This window comes from Flectobacillus roseus (genome assembly GCF_030056595.1).
GTDB lineage: Bacteria > Bacteroidota > Bacteroidia > Cytophagales > Spirosomataceae > Flectobacillus > Flectobacillus roseus.
In genome coordinates this window covers 128762-153801 of the sequence record NZ_JASHIF010000014.1, presented here as the reverse complement: position 1 = coordinate 153801, position 25040 = coordinate 128762, and the positions used below count along the sequence as shown (strand labels likewise).

Below are 25040 nucleotides of genomic sequence, written 5' to 3'. Positions count from 1 at the left end.
ATAGGCAATAGGCAATAGGCAATAGGCAATAGGCAATAGGCAATAGGCAATAGGCAATAGGCAATAGGCAATAGGCAATAGGCAATAGGCAATAGGCAATAGGCAATAGGCAATAGGCAATAGGCAATTAGAAAAAAAAATCCTCACCCCTATCTACTCAGTTTTTATAAACTTTTTTTGCTTTTTTTTGCTTTTTTTCTAAAAAACTAAACCCTAAAAAAACACTTTGTGCCTCTGTGCCTTTACCCCTGTTCACTAACCCCTAAACCCTATATCCCTAAAACACCAAAAAAATGAGCATCATAAAAAGTATAATCATAGACGACGAACCCAAAGCACGGGTACTACTCAACGCAATAATTGAGCAATATTGCCCTGAAGTACGTGTAGAGGCATTATGTAATGACTTACCGTCTGGCATCAAAGCCATCAAAAAGCATAAACCTGATCTAATTTTCTTAGACATTGAAATGCCAGGACACAGTGGACTAGAATTATTAGATTTTTTTGACGAGGAAGAAGTAAACTTTGGTATCATTTTCACTACGGCTTACAACGAATATGCCCTTCAGGCATTTAAGTTTTCAGCGATTGATTATCTTCTCAAACCTATTCAGCATACTCAACTGATAGAGGCAGTTGAAAGATTTAGTCGCAAAAAGGAACAATCGCAAAATCAGCAATTAAAAGCTCTACAGAATAACCTCAATGTTTCGAAATCTTGGGAAGAAAAAAGAATCGTTGTACCCAATGGGCAAAACTACAAGCTTTTGAGTCCATCAGATATCTTGATGATTAAAGGCGAAGGTTCTTATAGTGAATTGTATTTACAAGATGGAACCAGAATTTTGGCTAGTAGAAATCTAAAGCATTTTGAAGAAATACTTTCTCATATTCCTTATTTTTTCAGAACACACAAATCCTATCTTGTCAATTTGCAAACAGTAGTAGAATTTGTCAAAAGTGATGGAGGCTATTTGAATATCAAAGGCGGATTGGTGGCTGGTATCTCTCCTGAAAAAGTAGACGAGTTTTGGGAAAGACTTAAATAATTAAATGAGCTGTGAATAAATGGGTAGAGACGCAAGACGCAAAGCATTGCGTCTCTACAGGTAAAACATAACATAATCACTCAATCACAACTCGCTAATTCACTCAATTACAAAAGTGTACTAGGACAAACATAGTCTGTGAGTTTCAATTTATTCGTTGCTTTGATAGCACTAAAACCACCCGTTACGTCTACCAAATTTTCAAAACCTCTAGCTTTCAAGATAGAAATGGCAATCATTGAACGGTAACCGCCTGCACAGTGTACATAAGTAGTGGCATCACGGTCGATACTTGCCATGTAGTTATTCAAAAAATCTAAAGGCGCATTTTCTATACCAATCACATGTTCCGAATCGTACTCGCTTTTACGACGTACATCTATAGCCTTGTGCGTATTATCTTTACTAAATTTATCCACAAAATCTTCTGCCGAAATAGTATTTACAGTATCTATCTCACGACCTTCGGCAGCCCAAGCTTCGAAGCCTCCTTTTAAGTATCCAATACAATTGTCGTAGCCTACACGAGACAATCGCAAAACGGCCTCCTCCTCATTTCCTTCCTCTGTAATCAACAAAATAGGTTGTTGTAAATCGGTAATCAATGTACCTACCCACGAAGCAAACTGACCTTCAAGACCAATATTAATGGCATTAGGAATAAAACCTTTGGCAAAATCTTTGGCAGCACGAACATCCAACACAAGGGCATTTTCTTCGTTACTAGCCGCTTCAAATGCTGCAGGACTAAGCGCTTGTGTTCCTTTGGCTATTACCTCATCGACGTTGGCATAACCCATTTTGTTCATTACAGCATTTTTAGGAAAATACTGAGGTGGCGTTACTAATCCTGTAAGTACCTCTTTGACAAATTGCTCTTTTGACTTGGCCTGTAATGCATAATTAAAACGCTTTTGGTTGCCCAATTTATCGGTTGTTTCCTTACTCATGTTTTTACCACATGCCGAACCCGCTCCATGTCCAGGATATACGATAACATCATCGGGCAAAGTCAAAATTTTGTTTTGAAGACTTTCATATAATAACCCAGCCAAATCTTCTTGCGTAAGATCAGATTTTACGGCTAAATCAGGACGACCTACATCTCCAATAAAAAGTGTATCGCCAGAGAAGATGGCATTCTCCTTACCGTTTTCATCAATCAGCAAAAAGGTAGAAGACTCCATCGTATGACCTGGGGTATGCAATACCTTGATTTTGATATTACCCACTTTAAACTCTTCACCATCCTCTGCAATGTATGCTGGATAAGCAGGTTGAGCAGTCGGGCCAAATACAATAGTAGCGCCTGTTTTATTAGAAAGATCGATATGTCCCGAAACAAAATCGGCATGAAAGTGCGTTTCGAAAACGTATTTGATTTGCGCATTATCTTTCTCAGCACGCTCGATATACGGTTTTGATTCGCGAAGTGGGTCAATGATGGCAACCTCTCCTGCTGATTCGATATAGTACGCTGCTTCAGCTAAACATCCTGTATAAATTTGTTCTACTTTCATGACTTTCAGTTGGTTAAAAAATGTTTTCCTGATTGAAATTTGATAGAACAAAATTAGTCCAGTCTCTTACGCTCTTCTGTAACATTCCTCACAAAGACACGGTGATAAATGTCAATGAAAAAAATGATGGAAAGGGTTATTTTTGATATAAAGATTTAGGTAATATTGGAAAAATACAGAGAGCAGCGTGTGTCATATCAACCACTATTTTATAAAACTTAGAAAATTTTTATAATTTATCCACCAGAACAAAAAACATAACTATCTCATTTTCAACAAAAAACCAAAATAATAAACCCAACTCAATACAAGTACTGTCATTTTAAGCCTTATTGCATATTCTCACTTTGAAGTTTACTCACATAGGCAGAAGGGGTAATCCCAAACTGTTTTTGAAAGTCTCTCGAAAAATTGGTAGGGATATTATAGCCCACCATGTCTGCAATCTCGTTTATTTTATATTTGTTTTCTGCCAATAACTCTGCTGCTTTTTTCAGTCGAGATAAATTGATTAACTCATTTGGCTTTAAGTCTGATATTCCTTTAATTTTTCGGTAAAGCGTAGGTCGGCTCATATTCATCAGAGAGGAAAGCAAATCTACATCCAGATTACTATCTGCAATGCGTTCGGCAATAATAGCGTGGAGCTGTTCCAAAAACTGCTTATCGGCTGTTGAAAAAGCAATACCTTTGATATGCGTCAGCGGTGAGCGTGCAAAGTATTCCTTAATAATATTTCGGTTATTAATCAGGTTTGTAATTTGTGCCGCTAGGTGTTCTAGCGAAAAAGGTTTTTCGATATAGGCATCTGCCCCTACTTCCAGACCTTCTATTCTGGAATTAATCGAACTTTTTGCCGTTAAAAATATAATCGGGATGTGGCTGAATTGCACATCTGTTTTTATTTTTTTACAAAGCTCGATACCATCCATTACAGGCATCATAATATCACTAATAACCAAATGAACATTTTCCTGCTCTAATATTTCAATGGCCTGTACGCCATCCAAAGCACGCATAACATGATAAGATGCACTTAGCTCGCGACTCAAGTAGTTAAGAATTTCGACATTATCCTCCACAATCAAAATCACTGGTTTGCCTGTATCGTCGGCATCGACGACTTCGTTACTGAATATCTCGATTTGAGCATCTTCTTGATTACCCTTCAAATCCATCTCGTAGTCTTGATGAATAGGAAGCGACAACAGAAAAGTATTTTGTTGCTCATTACGCAGATGAACTTCAACCTTTCCTTTGTGCAATTCAGCAAGCGAACGTGCCAACGGAAGCCCTATGCCAGTTCCTTCTTGTTTTTGATTGACTTTTAGTCGAAAGAAAGGTTCGAAGATTTTTTCTTTACTTTCATGATCAATAATAAAACCGTCATTGGTAAACTCAATGTGAAAAAGTAAATCATCGCTACTAAATGGCAGGAGCTTTACTTTCACCGAAGTGTCGGCATATTTAACAGCATTATTGATTAGATTGCTAATAATCTTTTTACATGCCTCGATATCGACATAGGCATGTAGGGTTATTCTAGGCAGCTCAATTTTATAGTTTAGTTTTTTCTGTTCTGCTGCTGGCTTGAAGATCGTAAACACCTCATTGAGTAACTCGTTGATGTCGGTTTTGGTGAAATTCAAACTAAAGTTATTTGCTTCTGCTTTTCGGAAATCTAATAATTGATTAGTAAGGTCGATGAGGCGATTGGTATTCTTTTTAATCATAGTCAAATTATCAAATGTTTCTGGATTGGTATTCTTATCAGATAGTAGTTTATCTAATGGCATTTTGATTAATGTTAATGGTGTTTTGATTTCGTGGGCAACATTCGTAAAAAAGTCAATCTTGGCATTATAAATTTCTCGTTCTTTACCAATCTGGATAGTCTCTATTTCTCTTTTATTTTTTTCACTAATTGCTAAGTGATAGTACCTAAATAGCACAACGGCAATTGTACAGAATAGAACAAAATATGACACATAAGCCCAGTCAGAAGCCCACCAAGGTGGCATAATGTCGATACTGAGTTTTGTTTCTTGGATACTCCAAACATTATCGTTGTTCGCTCCTTTAATCCTTAACACATAATGACCAGGTTGGAGTTTGGAAAAAGATATTTTACGCTGACTCGACAAGCTATACCACTGGTTATCTAAGCCCTGCATTTGATACTGAAAACTATTCATTTTGGGAATAACATAACTGAGTAGCGCTACATCAAAACTCAGGTTGGAGCGGTCGTAGGGAAGTTTAATTTTATCAGTATAAATAGGTGATCGGGTAATTGATGCTTCCTTATCGGCTATACTTAACTCTTTACCATTGGCTCTAATACCAGTGATATACACGGCAGGAATGTAGGTGTTTTTGATAAAAGATTCGGGTTTGAAGCTAATCATCCCAGCTACTGTACCAAAAAACAAGGTGCCATCTGCGCTCTTGCAAGAAGAATTATAATTGAACTGTTCGCTAGGAAGCCCATTTGCTTCTGTATAATTGGAGAATTTATCTGTTTTTAGGTTGAGCATGGACAAGCCTCTGGATGTAGAGACCCAACAGTTTCCTTTATCATCCTCCACCACTCTAAAAACCTGATTATCTAGTAGTCCATCCTCGATACGATAGTTTTTAAATTTTCCTAAAATTGGGTTGTACCTCGAAAGTCCATGTTCGGTACAAAACCAAAAATCGCCATTTTTACTCTGGAAAAGGCTGTTAACATAGTTATCAAGTAGTCCATTTTTGTTACCTGCCACGTATTGAATTCTGCCTTTTTTGTTGGTGATAGGATTATAATAAAAGACGCCGTTCCCATAACTAGAAGCCCAAAGTGTACCTTGTGCGTCTTGATGAATACTCTGGATTTGAGTATTAAAGAACTCCATTCTTGTAAAATCGTCGGTATCTCGATTGTATTTATACAAACCAGACCATGTACCTACCAAAATATCTCCCTCTCGAGTTCTATACAGTGTGACAATAAAATTACTCCCAAATGATCGAGGTGATTCTCTCGAATAATGCCGAATAACTTTATTGGTTTTCAAATCCATTACATCGAGTCCATGCTCGTAGGTACCTATCCATAGGCGGTCGCCATCGGCTACTAAGCCATGCAAATTTCGGTAGGTAATACTTCCTTTTTTACCATCAGGCAGGAAAGATTTGATCTTACCTGTTTTCAAATCTAGTTGATTGAGCCCAGCATCTTCTGTACCAATCCAGAGTTTGCCGTACTGGTCCATACAAATTTCGTGAATCAGACTTCCGCTGATACTATTGTTAGGTAAAGGAAAATACTTTTTGAAACGATTGAATTCGGAAGAATAGTAATTTACACCTCCAAACTGAGTGCTAAGCCATATTCCATCTTCTTTATCCTTGAAAATCTGGTTGACAATATTATCGGAAATGGAATAGGGATTATATTTTTCTTTTTGGATATGTTTAAACTGAAGTTTTTTGAGGTCTAAAATAAAAAGCCCTGATTCTGTACCAAGCCACAACTTACCATTATTCTGCAAGATGGAATAAACATGAATGCCATCTTTTTGAGCGGCATTTTTAGAAATATCAACAACTTTTCCAGCCTTATAATTGTATAACCATAGTTTTTTCATGTTTCCGACCAACAAGGTTGTATCTGAAACTGTATGAAGAATCATATCGGTGAATATCTCTTTTCCTCCTGTTAATTTTGAAAAATCATACGAGGTAAAATCTCCTTTTTGAGCATTATAATGGCTAATCGTGCCATTACCACTAGCAATCCAAACTTTCCGTGCCTCTGAAACATGAATAGAGACGGTATAACCTGCCCAACCAAAGGTCTGAACTTTACCTGTTTTTTGATTATACCGATACAATTGATGATCAGCGATAACCCAAATACCCCCGTTATAATCGCCTCTCAACATCCGAACCTCGCCTGGAGGAATTAATTTGAAAGCCGTAAATCGCTCTGTAAGAGGGTTGTAAATGTATATACCCTTATGTGTTCCTATCCATAGTTTTTCATCTTTAGCCTCATATATAGACGATATCGCATCATCGCCAAGGCTAGTAGAGTCACCATGTTTGTTTCTGAAGATTTTGAATGTATTTCCGTCAAATCGATTCAACCCATTACGACTGGCAATCCAAATAAACCCCCTTTTATCTTGAATAATATCACGAGTGGCATTGCCCGACAACCCATCTGAAACCTTATAGCTTTTGAAATAATACCGAACATCCTGCCCTGCACAAGCCATACTAAAGAGTAAACCACAAATCGTAATGAGAAGATTTTTCACCTAATTATTTCTAAATAATGATAGTATTAAAGTATGCTTGTGAAGCAACTTTTGTAAATATATCCCTATGTAATTACTGTTTTTTCACAAAAATAAACATTGAGACAGATTGATTTTAAATTGAGACTCAGCGATTATTCCATTAATAAATTAAGCAAGAACTTCGTAAAAAATTTCAATTATATCCAATTTATTAATCAAATAGTAACAATAATGGATTCTAAAAATCCATCTAAACAACCATTTTGATGAAAAAAAACTTGTACAAATTGGCACAAGGTACGAAAAAGCTTTTGCAAAGCGGACTATCTCCAAAGACAGCCTTTGCAGTGCTTTTCAGTATGCTTGTAGCTATATCTGGAGCCGCTCTGGCTCAGAAAAACACCTCTATTTCTGGTAAAATTATGGACAAACAAGGTACTTTACCGGGTGTTTCGATACTTGAGAAAGGTACTAGCAATGGAACGAGAAGTGATGGTAATGGAAAATTTACCTTAACACTTTCTTCTGATGCAAAAATATTAATCATTTCTCACGTAGGGTATCTTACCAAAGAAGTCGATGCAAAAAACAAATCTTTGGTTGAAATTACACTAGAAGAAGACCAAAAAACCTTAGAGGAAGTAGTCGTAATCGGTTATGGTTCATTGAACAAAAGAGAGGTTTCAAGTGCTATTACACACTTAGGTTCGAAGGATTTATTACGTGTGGGTGGCAATAACCCATTGATGGCTATCCAAGGAAAAGTAGCAGGGCTTTCGGTAACCAATACAGCCAGTGCAGACCCTAACTCTTCACCTAGTATCCAGCTTCGTGGAGCATCTTCACGTAGTGCAGGTCTTGGACCATTGTTTGTCGTAAACGGTATCCCCGGAGGAAATATCGATAACATCAATCAAAACGAGATTGAATCTATCGACGTACTAAAAGGCGGTGCGGCATCTGCAATCTATGGAACACGTGGTAGTAATGGGGTTATTGTAATCACTACGAAAAAAGGCTCTGCCGAACCTCGTTTGTTTTATGATAGCTATGTCACTTTTGATTATCTAGCCAATGAATTGAAGGTACTTTCTAAAGACCAATTCCTTGCGAATAAACGTGGTGTAGATTTTGGTGGAAATACCAACTGGATGAAAGAAGTAAGCCGTGCGCCTTCTTTCTCTCAAAAGCATACCTTACAATTTTCTGGCGGAAACGGTCAAACGAACTACTTCACTTCATTAGACTTTAGAGATGCTGAAGGAATTGACTTACGTTCAGCAAAAAGAGAGTACGGCGGTCGTGTTAACATCAACCATACTTCAGCTAACAACTTGGTGGCTTTGACTTTTAGTGCAGCACCACGCTATGCCAAAACAAGTGGAGCAGACTACAGCGGATTTAACTATGCTTTAACCCTAAACCCAACGTTATCAGTTAAGGATGTTGCGGGCAAATACAACTATATTACTTCTGGTTTTTTTGCCAACAACCCTGTAGAAATTGCCAAGAATATTTTGGCTGACCAAGAGTTTAAGTTATTGGATTTCAATGGTTCTGCCAAGTTGAATATTCTTCAAAACTTAAACACTAGTGTAACTTTTGGAGAAGTAAGTTCTTCGTATCGTAATATGAACTTTACACCATCTACTATTACACCAGTAATCAATGGTAGTGGTCGTAATACAGCTTCACAATCGTTGGATGAATATGACCAGAAAAGTGTGGAATGGTTAGGCAATTACTTCTTAGACATCAAAAAACATTCTGTTAAACTACTCGCTGGATATTCATATCAATATTTTACAGCATCTGGGTTTAGTGCTAGCAACGAGAAGTTCCCATCAAATGTACTTACTTACAATGCATTAGGAACAGGTCTTTGGAACTTAGAAAAAGGAATCAACAACGTAGGCTCATACAGAAATAGCTCTAAATTGATTGCCTTCTTTGGCCGTTTGAACTACGATTTTGATCAAAAATATTACTTATCAGTAAGTCTTCGTAAAGAAGGTTCTTCGAAATTCGGCTATGATAACAAATGGGGTTACTTCCCTGCTGCTTCTGCTGCATGGCACCTAACGCAAGAAAACTTCATGAAGGGTGTTTCTTGGTTGAATGAATTAAAGCTACGTGCCGATTATGGTGAAACAGGTAACCAAGATTTTGGTAATTACTTATCACTTGATACGTATGGTAGTTATGGTTATTATCCGTTCAATGGTACTTCTTACCAAGTATGGGGACCAAGCCAAAACACCAACTACAACTTACGTTGGGAAAAGGCTATCAACTTCAATGCTGGTCTTGATTTTGCACTATTGGATAATAAAATCAGCGGTAGCATAAACTACTACGTGCGTACTAACAAGGATTTGTTGGGTTCTTACAACGTACCGAACCCACCGAATATTCAGGGAAGTACCTTCGCCAACGTAGGTACGATGAGAAACACAGGGGTTGAATTACAATTAAGTGCCGCTGTGGTAAATAAAGGAGACTTTAGCTACAACCTTAGCTTGACAGGTGCATACAATGATAACAAATTTGTATCCTTCTCTAGTGACCTGTTCAAAGGACAAACTTATATCGACGTAGTAGGAATGCCAGCACCGGGCAGCCCAGGTACTCTTCAACGTTTGCAAGAAGATAGACGCATTGGTAGTTTCTATGCACTCAAATCAGCAGGAGTAAATGAAAGTGGCGCATTATTGGTGTACAACAAAAACGGCGATATCATCCCAGCAAATCAAGCTAACAACGACGACAAACAATTTATAGGAAACGGTCTTCCTAAATTCACGACAGGTATTTCAAACAATTTCAAATACAAAAATTGGGATTTGAGTATCTTCCTTCGTGGGGCATTTGGTTATCAGTTATTTAATACTTATGCTTTCTACTTGGGTACGCCTGCTACACAAGAAAATGCAAACGTTCTTGCTTCAGCTTACGATGGCGGTAAATACTCAAAACTTACTAGTACCTCAACTTACTCGTCACTTTCAGATTATTTCTTGGAACCGGGTGGGTTCTTGAAAGTGGACAATATTACCTTAAGTTATACTCAGCCTTTGAAAGTTAAGTTTATGAAATCGGCACGTATCTATGCTACAACTAGAAATTTGGCTACGTTCACGAAATACACTGGTGGCGACCCAGACTTAGTACAAGTCAACGGTTTGTATCCGGGTGTCAACAGTTCATTAAACTACTACCCTTCTACAACCCAATTGTTGATGGGCTTACAACTTACTTTTTAATTTCCTGATTAAAACTCCAAACATGAAAAAGAATATTATTTCAAAATACTTACTTCGGTTTTCTACCTGTATGCTGCTATCAATGACGATAGGCTGTACTAATCTGGACGAAGAGCTATACGACAGGATTACTTCAGAAAACTTTCTCCAAACACGTGACGACGTAATTCGAGATTTTTTACGTCCATTTGAGCATAGCTATTGGAGTATTCAAGGTGGCAATACATTTATGCTACAAGAAGATAGTTCAGACGAAATGATGACACCTAACCGCCAAGGTGACTGGTTTGATGGCGGTCAGTTCCAGCGCGTGCATTACCACACTTGGACGCCAAACGACGGTTTCACTAGCGACCCTTGGAATGCCCTTTATGGTGGTGTAACACTAGCAACAAACTCCATTGAAGACTTGGAGGGAATTTCAGACCCAGCTAGATTCAACATGACACGTGCTGAAGTAGATGGAATGATTGCCGAACTAAAGGTACTTCGCGCATGGTTAAATCTTCGTTTGTTAGATTTTTACAGAAATATCATAATCGTTACCAAAGTAAAAGGACAAAGTGCTGGTGGCTTACAAGTACCTCCTCAGGAAGCTTTCAATTTCATTGAAAAAGAACTGAAAGATGCCATTCCACAACTTTCTACCAATACCACTTTGGGTAATAACGTAGCTGGACGTTGGACAAAAGGCGGTGCAGCAGCATTATTAGTAAGATTGTATCTAAATGCTAAGGTGTACACGGGCACAGATCGCTTTGCTGATTGTGCTAAAGTATCTCAGGATATTATCAATGGCGTGTATGGTGGCTATGAATTAGAAAGCCGTTGGGATGCTCCTTTTGACTATACTAACCCTACTTCTAAAGAAACAATCTTCGGTTTTCCGGGAAGTTTCAGCTTAACACACTGGCAGTATGATGGTGGTATGTATTTCTGGATGTTACCTAACCTTGCTCCTAGTTATTTTGGATTTACTGATTTTGGTAATGCCAACCCTAAATATGCGATGCAACCCGGTCTTGATGTAGATGGAGTTGAATATAGTCATACACTAGGAAAACCATTTGTGAAGTTCCAAAAATACAAGGATGACTTACGTTTGAAAAAATATAAAAATCTTGGAAATAGCAAGCGTGAAGGTATGTTCTTGTATGGTTATTTACCTTATGTCAACTCATCTGGTAAACAAGATACTGTTAGAGGTTTCAAAGGTCCATACCCTCTTTACATAAGAGACCAAGTTGGTAAATTCCTTGATGCAAAACCAGGAACTATAATAGCCGACAAAGTTTCAAATATGAACAATGCCGATAACAACTCTGGAATTTTCCCTGTGAAGTATCCATACTATCCAAGTAGCGACGCCAACAAAATCTCTTCGGCTTATGCAGAAGTTCGTTATGCCGAAATTTACTACTCTTTAGCAGAATGTAAATACAGAGCTGGTGACAAAGCAGGTGCAGCAGCACTCTTGAATGCCGTACGTAAGCGTAACTACCCAGAAGGTTCACCAAGTTTATATAGCGCTAGTGGTAACGAACTTACAGACCGCGAAATGCTTGACGAATGGATGCGTGAATTCTTGGCAGAAGGTAGAAGAAGAACAGACTTAGTACGTTGGGGTGTATTCAGTACTGGTATTTGGTGGGATAAAAATCCTGATAAAGATAACCATACAGACATCTTCCCAATCGGACAAAATGTATTGAACGCTTCTCCACAATTAAAGCAAAACCCTGGTTACTAAAAATAATTTTTAATGAAATCTTACAAGCCCTTGGCTGTGCTAAGTACCGCATTTTTATGTGCGGTATTTGGTACAGCCAGTCTTGGTTCAGGCAGTACTTCTACTGGCTTTAAACCATCCCCAAAACAAACTATCGCCCCAACTCCACGTCCTCGTGAAGCTTGGGTTTTACGCTCTGTACTTGATTCAAAACCTAGAATTTTAAGTATTGCCTTACACAATAATCTTTGGCTTGCTTACAATACTAAAACAGCCTCATTGTACAAAGCTTGGTCTGGAAAAATCAATTTCAATGGCCCAGTTTACACTTCTTCGCATGGCCCACAACCCATTTCAACGGGTATTACCTATATGGAGGAAACCGACGAAAACCCGTGGCACATCGAAGTAAACGGCAAACAAATTACACCCGAAGTTAACTACAAAGGTCATACTATTCTGAACAATCAGGTTATCCTGAAATACGAATTAGCCTATCAAGGTCAGAAAATTTTAGTAGAAGAAAAACCTGAATTCTTTGAAGCTGGAAATGGCAAAGCGGGTTACGAACGTGTTTTTACGGTAAAAAATATACCCACTGATGCTAAAGTATCAATAAATATGCACTTGGCTTCGATGCTGGCTACCACTGATTATTCAACAGATGGGAAATTTGTAGTGAGTAATCAACGTGATGAGCAAAGCCAAAATCAGGCTTTTAAAGCAATTGATGGAAAACTGACGTTAAACAATACGGGTAAAACTACCTTTTCTATTCACCTAACACCAAAACCTGAACAACCTCTAGCTACGCAAACGATGAGCAGATCTGAAATGATTGCGAATCTTTTTGCCAAAAGTGATTGTAATACCTGTCATAATCAGGACGTAAAAACGGTGGGGCCATCGTACAAAGCCATCGCTGAACGTTACGAAAACAATGAGCAAAACCGCAATACGCTTATTGCCAAGGTAATCAAAGGCGGAGCTGGAAATTGGGGACAAATCCCGATGTCGCCACACCCTACTCTAAAAAAGGAAGATGCTGATGCAATGGTTTCTTACATCATGAGTCTCGATGCAGCCAAAGAAAGAGAACAAGCTGCGAGTAAACTGATGCCAAGACCTGCCTATAAGATTATTCTCAAAGCAGAAAAACCAAACCAATCCGCTAAAACCGAAAAACAAGGTATCGCCATCAACGTGTATCAATTTGCCAATGCAATTGGCGAAGTCCCTGAAGTAAATGATGAAATGTTGCCTGTAAAATCTGGTTCTATCAATGCTTTGCACTTAGATGAACAAGATTTTGGTGACTTGAAAGATAACTTTGCCATTTATGCCAGCGGTTTTATCAACATCAAGAAAACAACCAATATTGACTTTAGATTAGTTTGTGATGATGGCGGTAAACTCTTTATTGATAACAAACTCATTATCGATAATGGCGTAAATCACGGTTTGCAACCTACCGACGGCGAAATTATTTTGAAACCGGGCAAGCATCCTTTCAGGTTAGAATACTACCAAGGTTTGTACGGTAAAGGGCTTTCGTTACAATGGCGACCTTACGGTAGCAAGGCTTTTGTAGTAGTACCACCTTCTGTGTTTACTTATAAAGAATCTGCCATTAAAAATACAGGACAAACAGCGATTAAGGTTCAGAAAAATGATATTCCGGGTGACCAATCACCATTGGTTGCGGTGCATCCAAGCTTTACTTTATCGCAGGCAAGACCAGACAATTTTCAGCCCAAAGTAGGTGGAATGGATTTTCTATCTGATGGTAGAATGGTCGTGAGTACTTGGGATTCTCTGGGTTCTGTATATATTATTGACGGACGAAAAGCGGCTTCTCCAATTGATATCCAAGTGAAGCGTATCGCTTATGGGCTTGCCGAACCTTTGGGTTTGAAAGTGGTGGATGATGAAATTTACATCATGCAAAAGCAAGAACTCACCAAACTAGTTGACTTAAATAAAGACGAGATTATTGATGAGTACCAAACCATTTGCAATGGCTGGAAAGTCTCGGCCAATTTCCATGAATTTGCTTTTGGGCTAGTTTATAAAGATGGCTATTTCTACGGAACACTCGCTACAGCCATTAACCCGGGTGGTGCAAGTACCAAACCACAAATTCCTGACCGTGGAAAAGCCATCAAAATTTCAAAGAAAGATGGTTCATTCTCGTTTGTAGCTTCGGGTTTAAGAACACCTAACGGCATAGGTTTAGGCGTAGATAATGAAATTTTTATCGCTGATAATCAAGGAGACTGGTTACCTGCCAACAAAATTGTTCATTTACAAGAAGGTGCTTGGTATGGTTCTCGTTCAGTAGATTTTGAAGGTACTGCCAATCGTCAAGAAACACTGCCTGTGGTGTGGCTTACACAAGACGAAATTGGTAATTCGCCAAGCCAGCCAGCCAAACTTAATATTGGTCCTTATCAGAATCAAATGATTCACGGCGATGTAACCCACGGAGGAATCAAAAGAGTATTTGCCGAAAAAATAAACGGTACGTATCAAGGTGCAGTATTTAGATTTACGCAAGGTTTAGAAGCTGGTGTAAATCGCCTTGTGTGGAGTCCAGACGGCGCATTGTATATTGGTGGTGTGGGTTCAACAGGCAACTGGGGGCACGCTGGTAAATTTAGTTATGGTTTACAAAAAATGACCTTCAATAATAAAGTAACTTTTGAAATGCTTGCCATTCGTGCCAAATCGGATGGTGTAGAAATTGAATTTACAGAACCTTTGAAAGAAGGTGTTGGCGAAAAAGCGTCAGACTATGACATTCGTCAATGGTGGTTTAAGCCAACTGGCGATTATGGTGGTCCTAAATTAGATAATGAAAGCTTACCTGTAAAATCAGTAAGTGTATCTGCCGACCGCAAGAAAGTAACACTACAACTAGCTGGTATGAAAAGTAAACACGTTGTTTATATCCACTTAAACAGAAAAACGATTGTTAGTCAAAATGGCAATAATCTGTGGAGTACGGAAGCTTGGTACACGATGAATGTTTTACCATAATGAAGAATAAGATGTAATCGAACATGAGTCATCCCTAATTTTAAAATTGAGATTATTTACCAAGTTTTCACTCAGCATAAGACGCAATCATTTTGTATTTACTGATAGAATATAAATTGTAAAATAATCGCTCATTTAGACAATCACTAAATTAGGGATGGCTCATATTTTTGCATAAAGCTCAATAATGCAATAACCATTTACCTTACAAATACTTACCTAAATTCAATTCGGCATCGCTATTCTGTTGCAACCCCTTAGCAAATAGGTTTTTCATTCTAATAGCCGCTTCTGGTTGTGCCAAGGCTTCAAAGAAACGAGTTTGGGTATCCATAATCTGTTCATTTTTAGGATTTACCGCTCTTTCATTGATGATAGATTTGATTTCTGCAATTACTTTTTTATCAAACGACGCAATGCGTTGAGCCAAATTTTCTACAAAAGCATCTAATTCGTCGTCGGCAATAGCACGGTTTACCCAGCCATAAGCGGTGGCAGTTTCGGCATCGAAATCACTTCCACTTAAAATAATTTCTAATGCTTTTGCTTTGCCAGTCAGTAAATGTAATCGTTCCATTCCGCCACCACCAGGGAAGATACTAAATCCAATTTCTGGCTGACCAAAAATCGCTTTTTCTTTACTCGCAAATCGCATATCCATTGCCTGTGCAAATTCGCTACCCAATCCTCTGGCTCGTCCTCTGATAGAGGCAATACTGACAAAAGGAGCTTGTTCAAAGCGTTTGGCAATATCTGGCCAAGATTTTGAAAGTCCTGTTTTTCCAGCACCTTTTGGGAAGCCCGTTGCTTTCAATACGTCTAAATGGGCAATGAAAAAGTCAGGATTTGCACTTTCAAAAACTACGACTTTTAGTTTTTCAGCGGCTTCAAATTCGTCGATTAGCACGATTAATTCTTCTGACATTTCTGGGCCAAACAGGTTGATTGGCGGATTGTTAATAATTACTTTCCAGTAACTATCGCTTATTTTTTGTGTTGTTAAAATCATATAATTACGTTTTTTTATTGCAAAACAAAATCCATTACTTTATTTTTGCAAGTAGTTACTAATATGTGAAGTAATAACAAAAAGTAAACTAATATTGATAGTCATCTACTTATGTCTGAAAAAAAATGTAATTATATTGAATGTCCTATTACCAGAACTGCTGATGTCATCGGTGGTAAGTGGACTTTACCCATTATTTTTGCTTTGATATACGAAACCAAACGTTTTAAAGAGTTGGAAAGAAGTATCGAGGGCATCAATACTCGTATGCTCGTGAAAGAACTCAAGCAATTAGAAGACAATGGTCTTGTCATTAGAAAAGTCTATGCCGAAGTGCCTCCAAGAGTAGAATATTCTCTGACTGAAAAAGGGAAGGCTTTGAGAAAAGTATTAATAGAAATGAGAGAATGGGGAAATGAGTACCTTTTATCTCCGCGTTTATGAATGGCTAAATCGAAATCTTCTGTGAGTGATGTTAAGTCCTATTTTTATAAAAGTCAATTAAAAGAAGCCCGAAATTCAAGCGGACTTTGCTTTGTTTTTGTCTTAAATAATTTATTAAACGATTGTGAATGTTCAAATCCCAAACCGTAGGCTATTTCACTAACAGATAATTCGGTAGTTGATAATTTCTCTTTGGCTTTTTCAATGAGTTTTTCGTGAATATGCTCTTGTGTAGTTTTACCCGTAAGTTGTTTGAGCATACTACTCAAATATTTGGCTGATAAATTTAAATTATCTGCAAAATATTGCACCGTTGGAAGCCCATTTGAAAGCAATGCTTCATTATCAAAATAATCATTTAGGAGGTCTTCTAATTTACTAAAAATACTATTATTAGTAATTTTTCTTGTGATAAACTGGCGTTCATAAAATCGCTGTGCATAAGTAAATAATAGTTCTAACTGAGCTATTACTACGTCTTGGCTAAATTTATCAATATTGTTATTAAACTCTAATTTGATATTATCAACGATACTGTTAATAATACTTTCTTCTTTTTCAGATAGAAAAAGGGCTTCATTGGTCGCATACCCAAAATAATCGTATTGTTTTATTTTTTTAGCAAGTGCTGTATTCCATAAAAAATCAGGATGAATAAACATCATCCAACCTCGAAGGTCGGGAGGTGTACCGTTTTCTTCACCTCGCAGTATTTGTCCGGGCGACATAAAAGCCATTAATCCGCCATCAAAATCATACTTCTGTTGCCCATATAAAAGGTTATCACATCCACGTTTTAGCGAAACAGCATAAAAGTCAAAAATGACAGCATTGACATTGCTTTCTGATTTTAAGTTAGCTACATCAATAATACTGATGAGTGGATGATGTGGATTTTGAAGCCCCAAAAGGCGGTATCCTTCATTAATTGTTTTGATTCTATATGGTTTTGAATGAGTCATTTTTAACTAAAAATTGTGTCGTTTGAAAGGATATTTTAATTTAATCATTATTAGGGAGATAGCAATAAATATCGTTTCCAAGAGAGCTAATCCGTAATCTCCAGCTTTTAGCAATAAAACCATTATCAGGATGTAAATCATAGCATTCAAAACATTGGCCAAAAAAAATGTTTGTGGAATACATAGCATCAATCCAATAAAGATTGATAAAACTCCAAAATAGGGCATGACAGATTGTTGAACACCTAAATGATTCATTGTTTCGATTTGCTGAGTCGTTAATGGTTGAAATGCGTCCCAACCGTGTATTAAGCTCAGATATACGGATAGTACAAGTAAAATGATTGCTATGATTCTCATATTGCTGTTTTTTATTTACTGAGGTCAAGTTTTAAACACATTACTCAAGATTTGCTTTCTTGAAAAGCTAATTGCAAAGGCAAAGACCTTAATCGTTTTCCTGTCAAGTTAAAAACCGCATTAGCGATGGCTGGGGCAATGGGTGCAATTGGCGGTTCGCCAACACCAGAAGGCATATCAGCCCCTTCGTGTAAAATTACTTCTATTTCGGGTGCATCACTCAGCCTAACTACTTGATAATTATGAAAATTGGGTTGTTCAAATTGCCCATTTTCGATAGTACCTTGTTCGTACAGACTTGCACTTATTGCCATCATAGTAGCTCCTTCTACTTGCTGACGTATTCCATCTGGATTAATAATTTTGCCTGGGTCAATGGCTTGTATAACCTTGGTTACTTTAATCAAGCCGTCTATAATTTTAACCTCAACTACCGCCGCCGAAATTGTTTTACGGTCATCGCAAATAGCCAAACCACGCCCAATATCTGTCGGTTTTGATAAATTCCAACCTGATTTTTCAGCTATTATTTCAAGAATTTTTTTTCTTCGTGCCAACTGAACTGTATCATCACAATGGTCAATTCTAAACTTTAGCGGATTTCCATTCGCCTTATATGCCAATTCATCCATAAAACTTTCTATCGCAAAAGTATTAGCAAACATTCCCACACCTCGCCACATACTTGTTTCAAAAGGGAGATTGTTATGCCAAACGGTAGTCTTGATATTGGGAATTTGGTAAGCACATCGAGAGCCATGTCCTGCAACTACAAAATCTGCCCCTAAAATAGGTTCTGCAATGGCAGGAAGAGCTTTGAACGCCATTGGCCCCGTAGCAATGTCATGTTCGAAAGCTAAAATTTTACCATCTTTCCCCAGTTTTCCTTTTAAAACATGATGCGTGTTGGGTCTGACATATCCATTTTGAAATTCTTGCTGACGGGTATAAAGTAAGTGAACAGGTTTACCTACGGCCTTTGATAACTTTACAGCCTCGACAACATTACTTTTGAATGATTTTCGTCCAAATCCACCTCCCAAATAAGCAGGTATAATGTCAATATTTTCTTTTTCGATGTCTAAAGCTTCTGAGACAACAGTTTGTATGTAAGCTGGATTTTGAAAAGAGGTGTAAAGGGTTACTTTATTATCTTGATAATCAGCCACGACAATTGAAGGCTCTAAACACGCATGAAAACCAATAGGTGTACGAAACTCGCCAATAATTGCTTGGTTGGATACTTTATTGGTATCACCATCATTTTGAATATTTACTCCATTTCCATTACCGACAGTTATTAATTTTTCAATATCTTTTGTGTTAATATTTGTGGCAAAGTCCCAATCAGCTTTTATTCTTTCAACAGCCGTTTCAACAGCAAATCTGGTAGTTGCTACTACACCAATCCAAGTATTTTCTTCAACTATTTTTAATACTCCCTTCGTATTTTTGGCATTACTTGTGTCAGCACTTTTCAGTTTTCCATTAAAATAAGGACTGTAAAGTACTGCTCCATAAACCATATCGGGCAGAGTGACATCAATCCCATAAATAGGTTTCCCAAGAATTTTATCTGGTAAATCAATTCTTTTGGCTTCTTTTCCTACATATTTAAAATTGTTGGAAGACCTTAATGTAGGCTTTTCAGCAATTTCCCATTTACTAATCTGCTTGGCTAAGTCAGCATAGGATATTTTCTTATCAGCACTTATCAACATTCCATCTTTTGTAGAGATGGAAGAAACTGGAACATTCCATAATTTAGAAGCTTGAAGCTTGAGCGTTTCTCTGAGTGTAGCTGCAACTTCACGAATAATTACATAAAAAGATGATGTGCTATTGCTTACCCCCGTATTTGAAAGTACGCCATTTTTAGAATTGGCATGAACTACTTTTATTTTATCAAGCTGAATATCTAATTCCTCAGCAGCAAGCATGGCGAAACCTGTAAAGATACCTTGTCCCATTTCGACCTTTGGCGATTTCAAGGTAATAGAATTATCAGCATTCAATTCAAACCATAATTTTGGGTCTAAATCCGAAACATCTGCTCCTATTTCCATTTCGGATGTGATGTCACTAATTTTTCTTCTAATGGTTTGTCTTCCAAAATAGAGTAAAGCCAATACTCCCACTAAGCTTGAACCAGATATTGCCAAAAATTTTCTTCTTGAAAATCCCTTTTTGTTTTTTTTATCAGTGTTTTCCATCGCTTTTTAATTTTGCAGCTAAAAGAATTGCTTTAATAATTCGAGGATGCGTGCCACATCGACAGATATTTGAAATACCGTTTTTAATATCCTCAACGGTAGGGTTAGGATTTTCTGCTAAAAGTTTAGCGGCAGCCATCATAAAACCCGATTGACAGTAACCACATTGTGGAACTTGAATATCAAGCCATGCCTGTTGTACTGGATGCAAGTGGTTTTCATCTTCGGAGAGTCCTTCGATAGTAGTTATTTTCTTCCTATTTGCCATTTGGACAGGGTAAGAACATGAGCGGATTAACTCTCCGTCAACATAAAGAGAGCAAGCCCCACATTGGGCTTGCCCACAACCAAACTTTGTTCCTTTCAGTTTTACCTCATCACGAATGAGCCAAAGCAAAGGCATATCGGACTCTACATCCAAGGTTGTGGGCTTATTATTGATAGTTAGCGTCAGTTTCATATTAAATCAATTGAGTAACTTTTATCTAATTTTTTACTACTGCAATATTTACAGAAATTAGATAAAAGATGTAGCCAAAAGACATAATGTTGTAGCCAAAAGGAAGATGTCTATGCCGAAGTTCCCCCGCGTGTCGAGTACTCGTTGACTAATAAAGGAAAAGCCTTAAAAAACGTACTTATCGAAATGCGAGAATGGGGTAATCAGTACCTCTCATTATCGACCACATAGTTAAATTAATTGAGATTAAAACTCATTTTTCTAAATTCAACAGGCGTCATTCCTGTCTGCTTTTTGAATAATCTGGTAAAATAAGATGGACTTTCAAAGCCCAATTCATAAGCTATTTCGGCTACGCCTTGCTCTGCGATTTGTAAAAGATTTTTAGCTTCTGAAATAAGCGAAATATGTATTAACTCCATGGCGGTTTTGCCCGTTTCTTGTTTCAGTAAATCACTTAAATAGCGTGGAGAAAGATACAGTTGCTCCGCCAGTTTGTTGACGGAGGGTAGCCCATTTGCTTGCAATTCTCCACTTTTAAAATATGTTTTTAATAAATCTGTAAACTTCGTAGCAGTTTTGCCCGTTACCTCTGCCCTATTGATAAACTGCCTTTTGTAATACCGTTGAGCATACATGAGTACAGACGCTACATGACTCAAAATAATCTCACGACTGTACTCGTCGGTATTATTGAGATATTCGCCTTTTATTTTGTCGTGAAGTTCCCACATAATCGCTTCTTCTTTGGGCGAAAGGTGCAAAGCTTCGTTTGTTTCATAGTCGAAATATCCGTATTTCTCAATACTTTGATGCAATTCGTGTCCATTCAAATAATCCTCATGAATCAATAACATAAACCCTTTTTCTTCAAATTGCAGGTTTTTCATTTCGATTATTTGTCGTGGTTTTACAAATATCATAGAGCCATTGGTATGATCGTAAGGGGTACGACCATACAGAATTACGCCCGATTTTATCTTTTTAAAACCAATCATATAACAATCGCTTGTAAATTCTCGGTCGCCCAATGGACAGCCCGACTGGCAACCAACTACACTGAAAAGTGGGTGTTCGGGCATTGCCCAGCCATTGCCACGATGCAATTCGCTAAGGGTTTTGTAGTGTTTCATGGTATTTTTCGAAACAAAAAATCTAACGTATTTAATTATACGAAAAGCTCTTCTTTAAGCTTTCTGAAGGAACAAATTAATGTAAGCACTCACCAACGTTGGATATTGATGCTGAGGACCATGTCCAGTTTCATGCAAAATAAGATGCTGGATGGTAGGGGCATTTTTCAATAACGGAAACCAGTTTTCCACGGCAAAACTTATATCATTATCACCCGAAACCACAAAGACTGGTGTTTGAAGAGTTTTATAACGTTCTCTTAAATTGAGCTTGTCTTCTCTAAAAGCTATCGAGCCCGCAAAGTATCGTTGCAGAATGTCCTGAGTGGCAGGGATGAGACTACGGTCTAAGCGTTGGGCAATACGTTCGTGCGAAGCTTGAGCCAATTGTTTGCTTTTTTCAGAAGATGGTTCAAAAAACAATACATATTCGTCTTCTAAATCGTTGGTAGGCTTCAAGGCTTTTTCAAAAAAGATAGGCTGAATTGGAATTTCAGTATTTCCTGGAGGGTTTGTTCCTACCAAAACCGTTTTCAACACTCGGTCGGGATACTGAAACATAAGACTTTGAGTAACCAAACCTCCATACGACCAACCCAATACATTAAACTGTTGAATATCCAAATAATCAAGGAGTTGGATAATTTCTTTGGCTACATCAATGGTATTTAAAGGAAGTTCGCCTTCCGAAAGACCAATACCCGAATAGTCGAAAATCGTAACTGTATTTTGAGACGCTAATCCGTCTAAAAAAAGTGGATCCCAAGTGTCTAAAATCCCTCTAAATCTGTTCACTAAAACAAGGTGTTCACCAGTACCAAACTGACGATATGCTCTTTTTTTACCACCAATTGTGGCAAATTGAGTTGCCGCGGTTAATGCTAAAGATTCCATTGGAGTACTATTTTGAGGTTAGAAATTATTGAGAAAATCACTTGCTTGATTGACAAATAGTTCAGGGTATTGATAAAAAGAACCATGTGCCGAGTCGGGATAATAAGACAACACCGCATTAGGCAACTGCTTGAACAACAGATAGGAATTGTCTGAATCCATCATTTCGTCATTGCTTCCTTGGATGATTAACACAGGGTGTTTAATAGATGCCAAGTCGATGGTCACAGGGTCTGTTCCCCATTCGGTAATGGCTTTCATTTGTGCCATAATTGCTTTTTCGTTGGCTTCTTGGTCACGGTCAACAGTTCTGGCATACAGTCTTTGTAAAGTTGCCATCCCTTTCGAGCGACTTACTTCCGACGGCGTAAAGAAGATAAATAGAAAACGCTCAATTGGTGTTTTTTGCATAGCTTTTCCAATCAATTGAGGGAATTCCTCCAGTACTTTCGAGCCTTGCGGGGCTGCTCCAACAATAATTAATTTTCTAACTAAATCTGGATAATCTTGTACTAAATATTGAGCAATAAAACCGCCCAACGAAAAGCCTAAAACATCAAATTGAGAGATACCCAATGCTTTGATAAAAGCCACAGCTTCGTGGGTCATATCGGCTACCTTGTTAGGGGTTTCGCCTGAACTGTTACCAACACCAGTATTATCAAAAATAATTACTTCTCTTTCGGCTGCTAACCCGTTGAGAATAATAGGATCCCAATTGTCTAAAGTACCCGTAAAGTGTTGGAAGCCAATGACTGGAATACCTGATTTTTTACCAAACTGACGATAAGCATAATTATTACCGTTTACTTCGATGTATTGCGTAGCAGCTTCAGCCGCATAATTGATTTGAGTTGACATGTTATTGAGGAGTTATCAGTAAACCGAATTTGTGGAAAAGAATTTATTCAAAACTTACATCCTGAATATCAATTGATACCAAAACAGGGTCTAAGAAATAAGTATTATCGGCATCATTCAGAATGTAGATTTTTCTTTTTGTTCCGATTTGAAAGCCTGAAAACGATTGGTAACCTTCAATAATCTGCGTAGCCGACGAACCACCCAATACTTCTGGCCAATAATCGTGACGCTTTAATAAGCCCTCAGCATTGAAGTAAAAAACTTGACGTTTGCTATGCGTGGCAAAACCATCAGGATAAATTACTTCTAATCTTCGAAGCGTCTCGCCATTTTCTTCCCAAGTATCTAATTCGTTTAATTGAACCCCTGGTATCAAAAAGTTGAAAGGCGTTGTTGCGTAATTCCAAGTAGCGTAGCTTGAAAAATAAACCAATTGAGCTTTTGTCCAAGGAGTTTCTACACCATGTCCTTTGAAAGACTCACGAGGATTGATGAGTTCTTCAATCAATTTGCCGTTTTCATCAAACAATGCTACTTTATCGGGCGTAAAACTTGAAGTATAGCCTTTTTGAAATAGATTTTCCCAAGCACTTTGTTGTTCCCCTAATGAACCTTTGAATTTTACATCAGCCATCGCATTTTCATGTCCTTTGATAGCCCAAATAGCTCCGCCAATATTGGCGTGTAAATTTACAGATTGATATAAAGTAGCGTCTGCTGTTCCGCTGTGTGCTTTCAAAGCTTTTCCGAGTAATTCTTGTGCGTTTTTCATGGTTAATTTCGATTTTAATGATTTAGATTATTCCAGAATTTGTTAGTGCGTGCTGGACATTCGATTCAAGTTTAATGTTAGTAAATCTATTTGTATCGCTTTATATTTACAAGTAGTTACTAAAATGTTAAGCAATAACAAAAAGTAAATTATTGCTGATAATCAAATAGTTACAAATTCAAATAAATTTAATTATCACCATGTGCGGCAATACTTACCTCTTTCCAAGCTTCAATTTCTTCAAGGCGATTTTTATAAACTTGATTCACCACATGGTAAGCGATTTTGCCCAGTAGTAATCTTTGTGGTGGATTTTCGCTGTTGACTACTTTCAAAATGGCTTCTACGGTAGCTTCTGGTTTTCCCCAAGTCGCTGGATTTTCGCCAGAGGCTGCAAAGGCTGCACGTACTGGTGTGTAGTCTTCGATACTGTCGGTAGTTTGAATAGCCGAAGCTCCTGCCCATTCTGTGGCAAAACCGTTTGGTTCGATGAGTGTAAACTTGATTCCTAAGTGAGCTACTTCCGAGGCAATGGTTTCGCTAAGTCCTTCTACGGCAAATTTTGAAGCATTGTACAAACCTAACATAGGCAAAGTAGTAAGTCCCAAAAAGCTGGATACTTGAATAATATGTCCACTTTTTTGCTGACGCATAATGGGCAAAACTGCTTGTGTCACCCACAAAAGTCCAAAGAAATTCGTTTCCATTTGGTCTCTGGCTTGCTGCTCGGTCGTTTCTTCTACTGTACCGAATAAACCATAACCAGCATTATTGATTAAAATATCAATGCCTCCAAAATGGGTAGCTACTTGACTCACAGCGTTGATTACATCTTGGCGGTTGTTTACGTCTAATTGTACGGGTAAAATATTATCGCCATAGGTACTTACAAGGTCGTCTAAAGCAGCGATGTTGCGGGCCGTTGCGGCTACTTTGTCGCCACGTTTCAAAAATGCTTCTGCCCAAAGTTTTCCAAATCCTCTTGATGCTCCTGTGATAAAAATTGTCTTGCTCATGATGTCGTTTGTTTTTTGTTTATT

General features: G+C 37.9%; 17 protein-coding genes and 1 pseudogene. 6 read left to right on the top strand and 12 right to left on the bottom strand.

Annotated elements, in window-relative coordinates:
- Positions 1-293: 293 nt before the first annotated feature.
- On the top strand, positions 294-1052 hold the full coding sequence (locus QM524_RS17070; RefSeq protein ID WP_283345499.1) for a LytR/AlgR family response regulator transcription factor: 759 nt from the start codon (positions 294-296) through the stop codon (positions 1050-1052).
- A 107-nt stretch (positions 1053-1159) separates the two neighbouring features.
- On the opposite strand, the gene QM524_RS17065 is transcribed toward QM524_RS17070, so the two are convergent.
- Entirely contained in the window at positions 1160-2572 is a 1413-nt protein-coding gene (locus QM524_RS17065; RefSeq protein ID WP_283345498.1) for an MBL fold metallo-hydrolase, read from the bottom strand.
- Between the two features lie 329 nt (positions 2573-2901).
- Positions 2902-6876: a hybrid sensor histidine kinase/response regulator transcription factor gene (locus QM524_RS17060; protein ID WP_283345497.1), complete on the bottom strand. Its 3975-nt coding sequence runs from the start codon at positions 6874-6876 to the stop codon at positions 2902-2904.
- A gap of 248 nt (positions 6877-7124) precedes the next feature.
- Between QM524_RS17060 and QM524_RS17055 the strand changes: the two genes are divergently transcribed.
- Genes QM524_RS17055 through QM524_RS17045 form a run of 3 tightly spaced genes read left to right on the top strand, consistent with a single transcriptional unit; the run spans position 7125 to position 14889 of the window.
- Positions 7125-10121, top strand: coding sequence for a SusC/RagA family TonB-linked outer membrane protein (locus QM524_RS17055; protein WP_229242185.1), 2997 nt, complete (start codon positions 7125-7127; stop codon positions 10119-10121).
- Positions 10122-10143: 22 nt separating this feature from the next.
- Positions 10144-11871, top strand: coding sequence for a RagB/SusD family nutrient uptake outer membrane protein (locus QM524_RS17050; protein WP_283345496.1), 1728 nt, complete (start codon positions 10144-10146; stop codon positions 11869-11871).
- Positions 11872-11883: 12 nt separating this feature from the next.
- Complete coding sequence (locus QM524_RS17045) at positions 11884-14889, top strand: PA14 domain-containing protein (RefSeq protein WP_283345495.1); 3006 nt, start codon at positions 11884-11886, stop codon at positions 14887-14889.
- Positions 14890-15094: 205 nt separating this feature from the next.
- Here the strand turns inward: QM524_RS17045 and QM524_RS17040 are convergent, their stop codons facing one another.
- On the bottom strand, positions 15095-15898 hold the full coding sequence (locus QM524_RS17040) for an enoyl-CoA hydratase/isomerase family protein (RefSeq protein WP_283345494.1): 804 nt from the start codon (positions 15896-15898) through the stop codon (positions 15095-15097).
- 111 nt (positions 15899-16009) lie between these two features.
- Here QM524_RS17040 and QM524_RS17035 point away from each other — a divergent pair, with 111 nt between their 5' ends.
- Positions 16010-16342 carry a winged helix-turn-helix transcriptional regulator gene (locus QM524_RS17035; protein WP_283345493.1) on the top strand — a complete coding sequence of 111 codons (333 nt, stop codon included), beginning with the start codon at positions 16010-16012 and terminating at the stop codon, positions 16340-16342.
- Between the two features lie 53 nt (positions 16343-16395).
- On the opposite strand, the gene QM524_RS17030 is transcribed toward QM524_RS17035, so the two are convergent.
- Genes QM524_RS17030 through QM524_RS17015 form a run of 4 tightly spaced genes read right to left on the bottom strand, consistent with a single transcriptional unit; the run spans position 16396 to position 20337 of the window.
- The gene (locus QM524_RS17030) at positions 16396-17304 is read right to left on the bottom strand and encodes a helix-turn-helix domain-containing protein (protein ID WP_283345492.1); all 909 of its coding nucleotides are present in this window, start codon (positions 17302-17304) and stop codon (positions 16396-16398) included.
- Between the two features lie 6 nt (positions 17305-17310).
- Positions 17311-17664 carry a hypothetical protein gene (locus tag QM524_RS17025; protein WP_283345491.1) on the bottom strand — a complete coding sequence of 118 codons (354 nt, stop codon included), beginning with the start codon at positions 17662-17664 and terminating at the stop codon, positions 17311-17313.
- Positions 17665-17708: 44 nt separating this feature from the next.
- Complete coding sequence (locus tag QM524_RS17020; protein WP_283345490.1) at positions 17709-19877, bottom strand: xanthine dehydrogenase family protein molybdopterin-binding subunit; 2169 nt, start codon at positions 19875-19877, stop codon at positions 17709-17711.
- Positions 19864-20337, bottom strand: coding sequence for a (2Fe-2S)-binding protein (locus QM524_RS17015; protein WP_283345489.1), 474 nt, complete (start codon positions 20335-20337; stop codon positions 19864-19866). The genes QM524_RS17020 and QM524_RS17015 overlap by 14 nt, the downstream gene beginning before the upstream one ends.
- A gap of 114 nt (positions 20338-20451) precedes the next feature.
- Here QM524_RS17015 and QM524_RS26030 point away from each other — a divergent pair.
- Positions 20452-20568 (top strand): annotated as a pseudogene (locus tag QM524_RS26030) (winged helix-turn-helix transcriptional regulator); the annotation flags it as partial.
- 5 nt (positions 20569-20573) lie between these two features.
- On the opposite strand, the gene QM524_RS17010 reads toward QM524_RS26030, so the two are convergent.
- From QM524_RS17010 to QM524_RS16990, 5 genes are all read right to left on the bottom strand, one after another.
- Positions 20574-21470: a helix-turn-helix domain-containing protein gene (locus QM524_RS17010; RefSeq protein WP_283345488.1), complete on the bottom strand. Its 897-nt coding sequence runs from the start codon at positions 21468-21470 to the stop codon at positions 20574-20576.
- Positions 21471-21524: 54 nt separating this feature from the next.
- Entirely contained in the window at positions 21525-22364 is an 840-nt protein-coding gene (locus QM524_RS17005; protein WP_283345487.1) for an alpha/beta fold hydrolase, read from the bottom strand.
- Positions 22365-22382: 18 nt separating this feature from the next.
- Complete coding sequence (locus QM524_RS17000; RefSeq protein ID WP_283345486.1) at positions 22383-23225, bottom strand: alpha/beta fold hydrolase; 843 nt, start codon at positions 23223-23225, stop codon at positions 22383-22385.
- Between the two features lie 43 nt (positions 23226-23268).
- A complete protein-coding gene (locus QM524_RS16995; protein ID WP_283345485.1) occupies positions 23269-24000 on the bottom strand; it encodes a hypothetical protein in 732 nt (243 codons plus the stop codon).
- Between the two features lie 188 nt (positions 24001-24188).
- A complete protein-coding gene (locus tag QM524_RS16990; protein WP_283345484.1) occupies positions 24189-25016 on the bottom strand; it encodes an oxidoreductase in 828 nt (275 codons plus the stop codon).
- Positions 25017-25040: the final 24 nt, after the last annotated feature.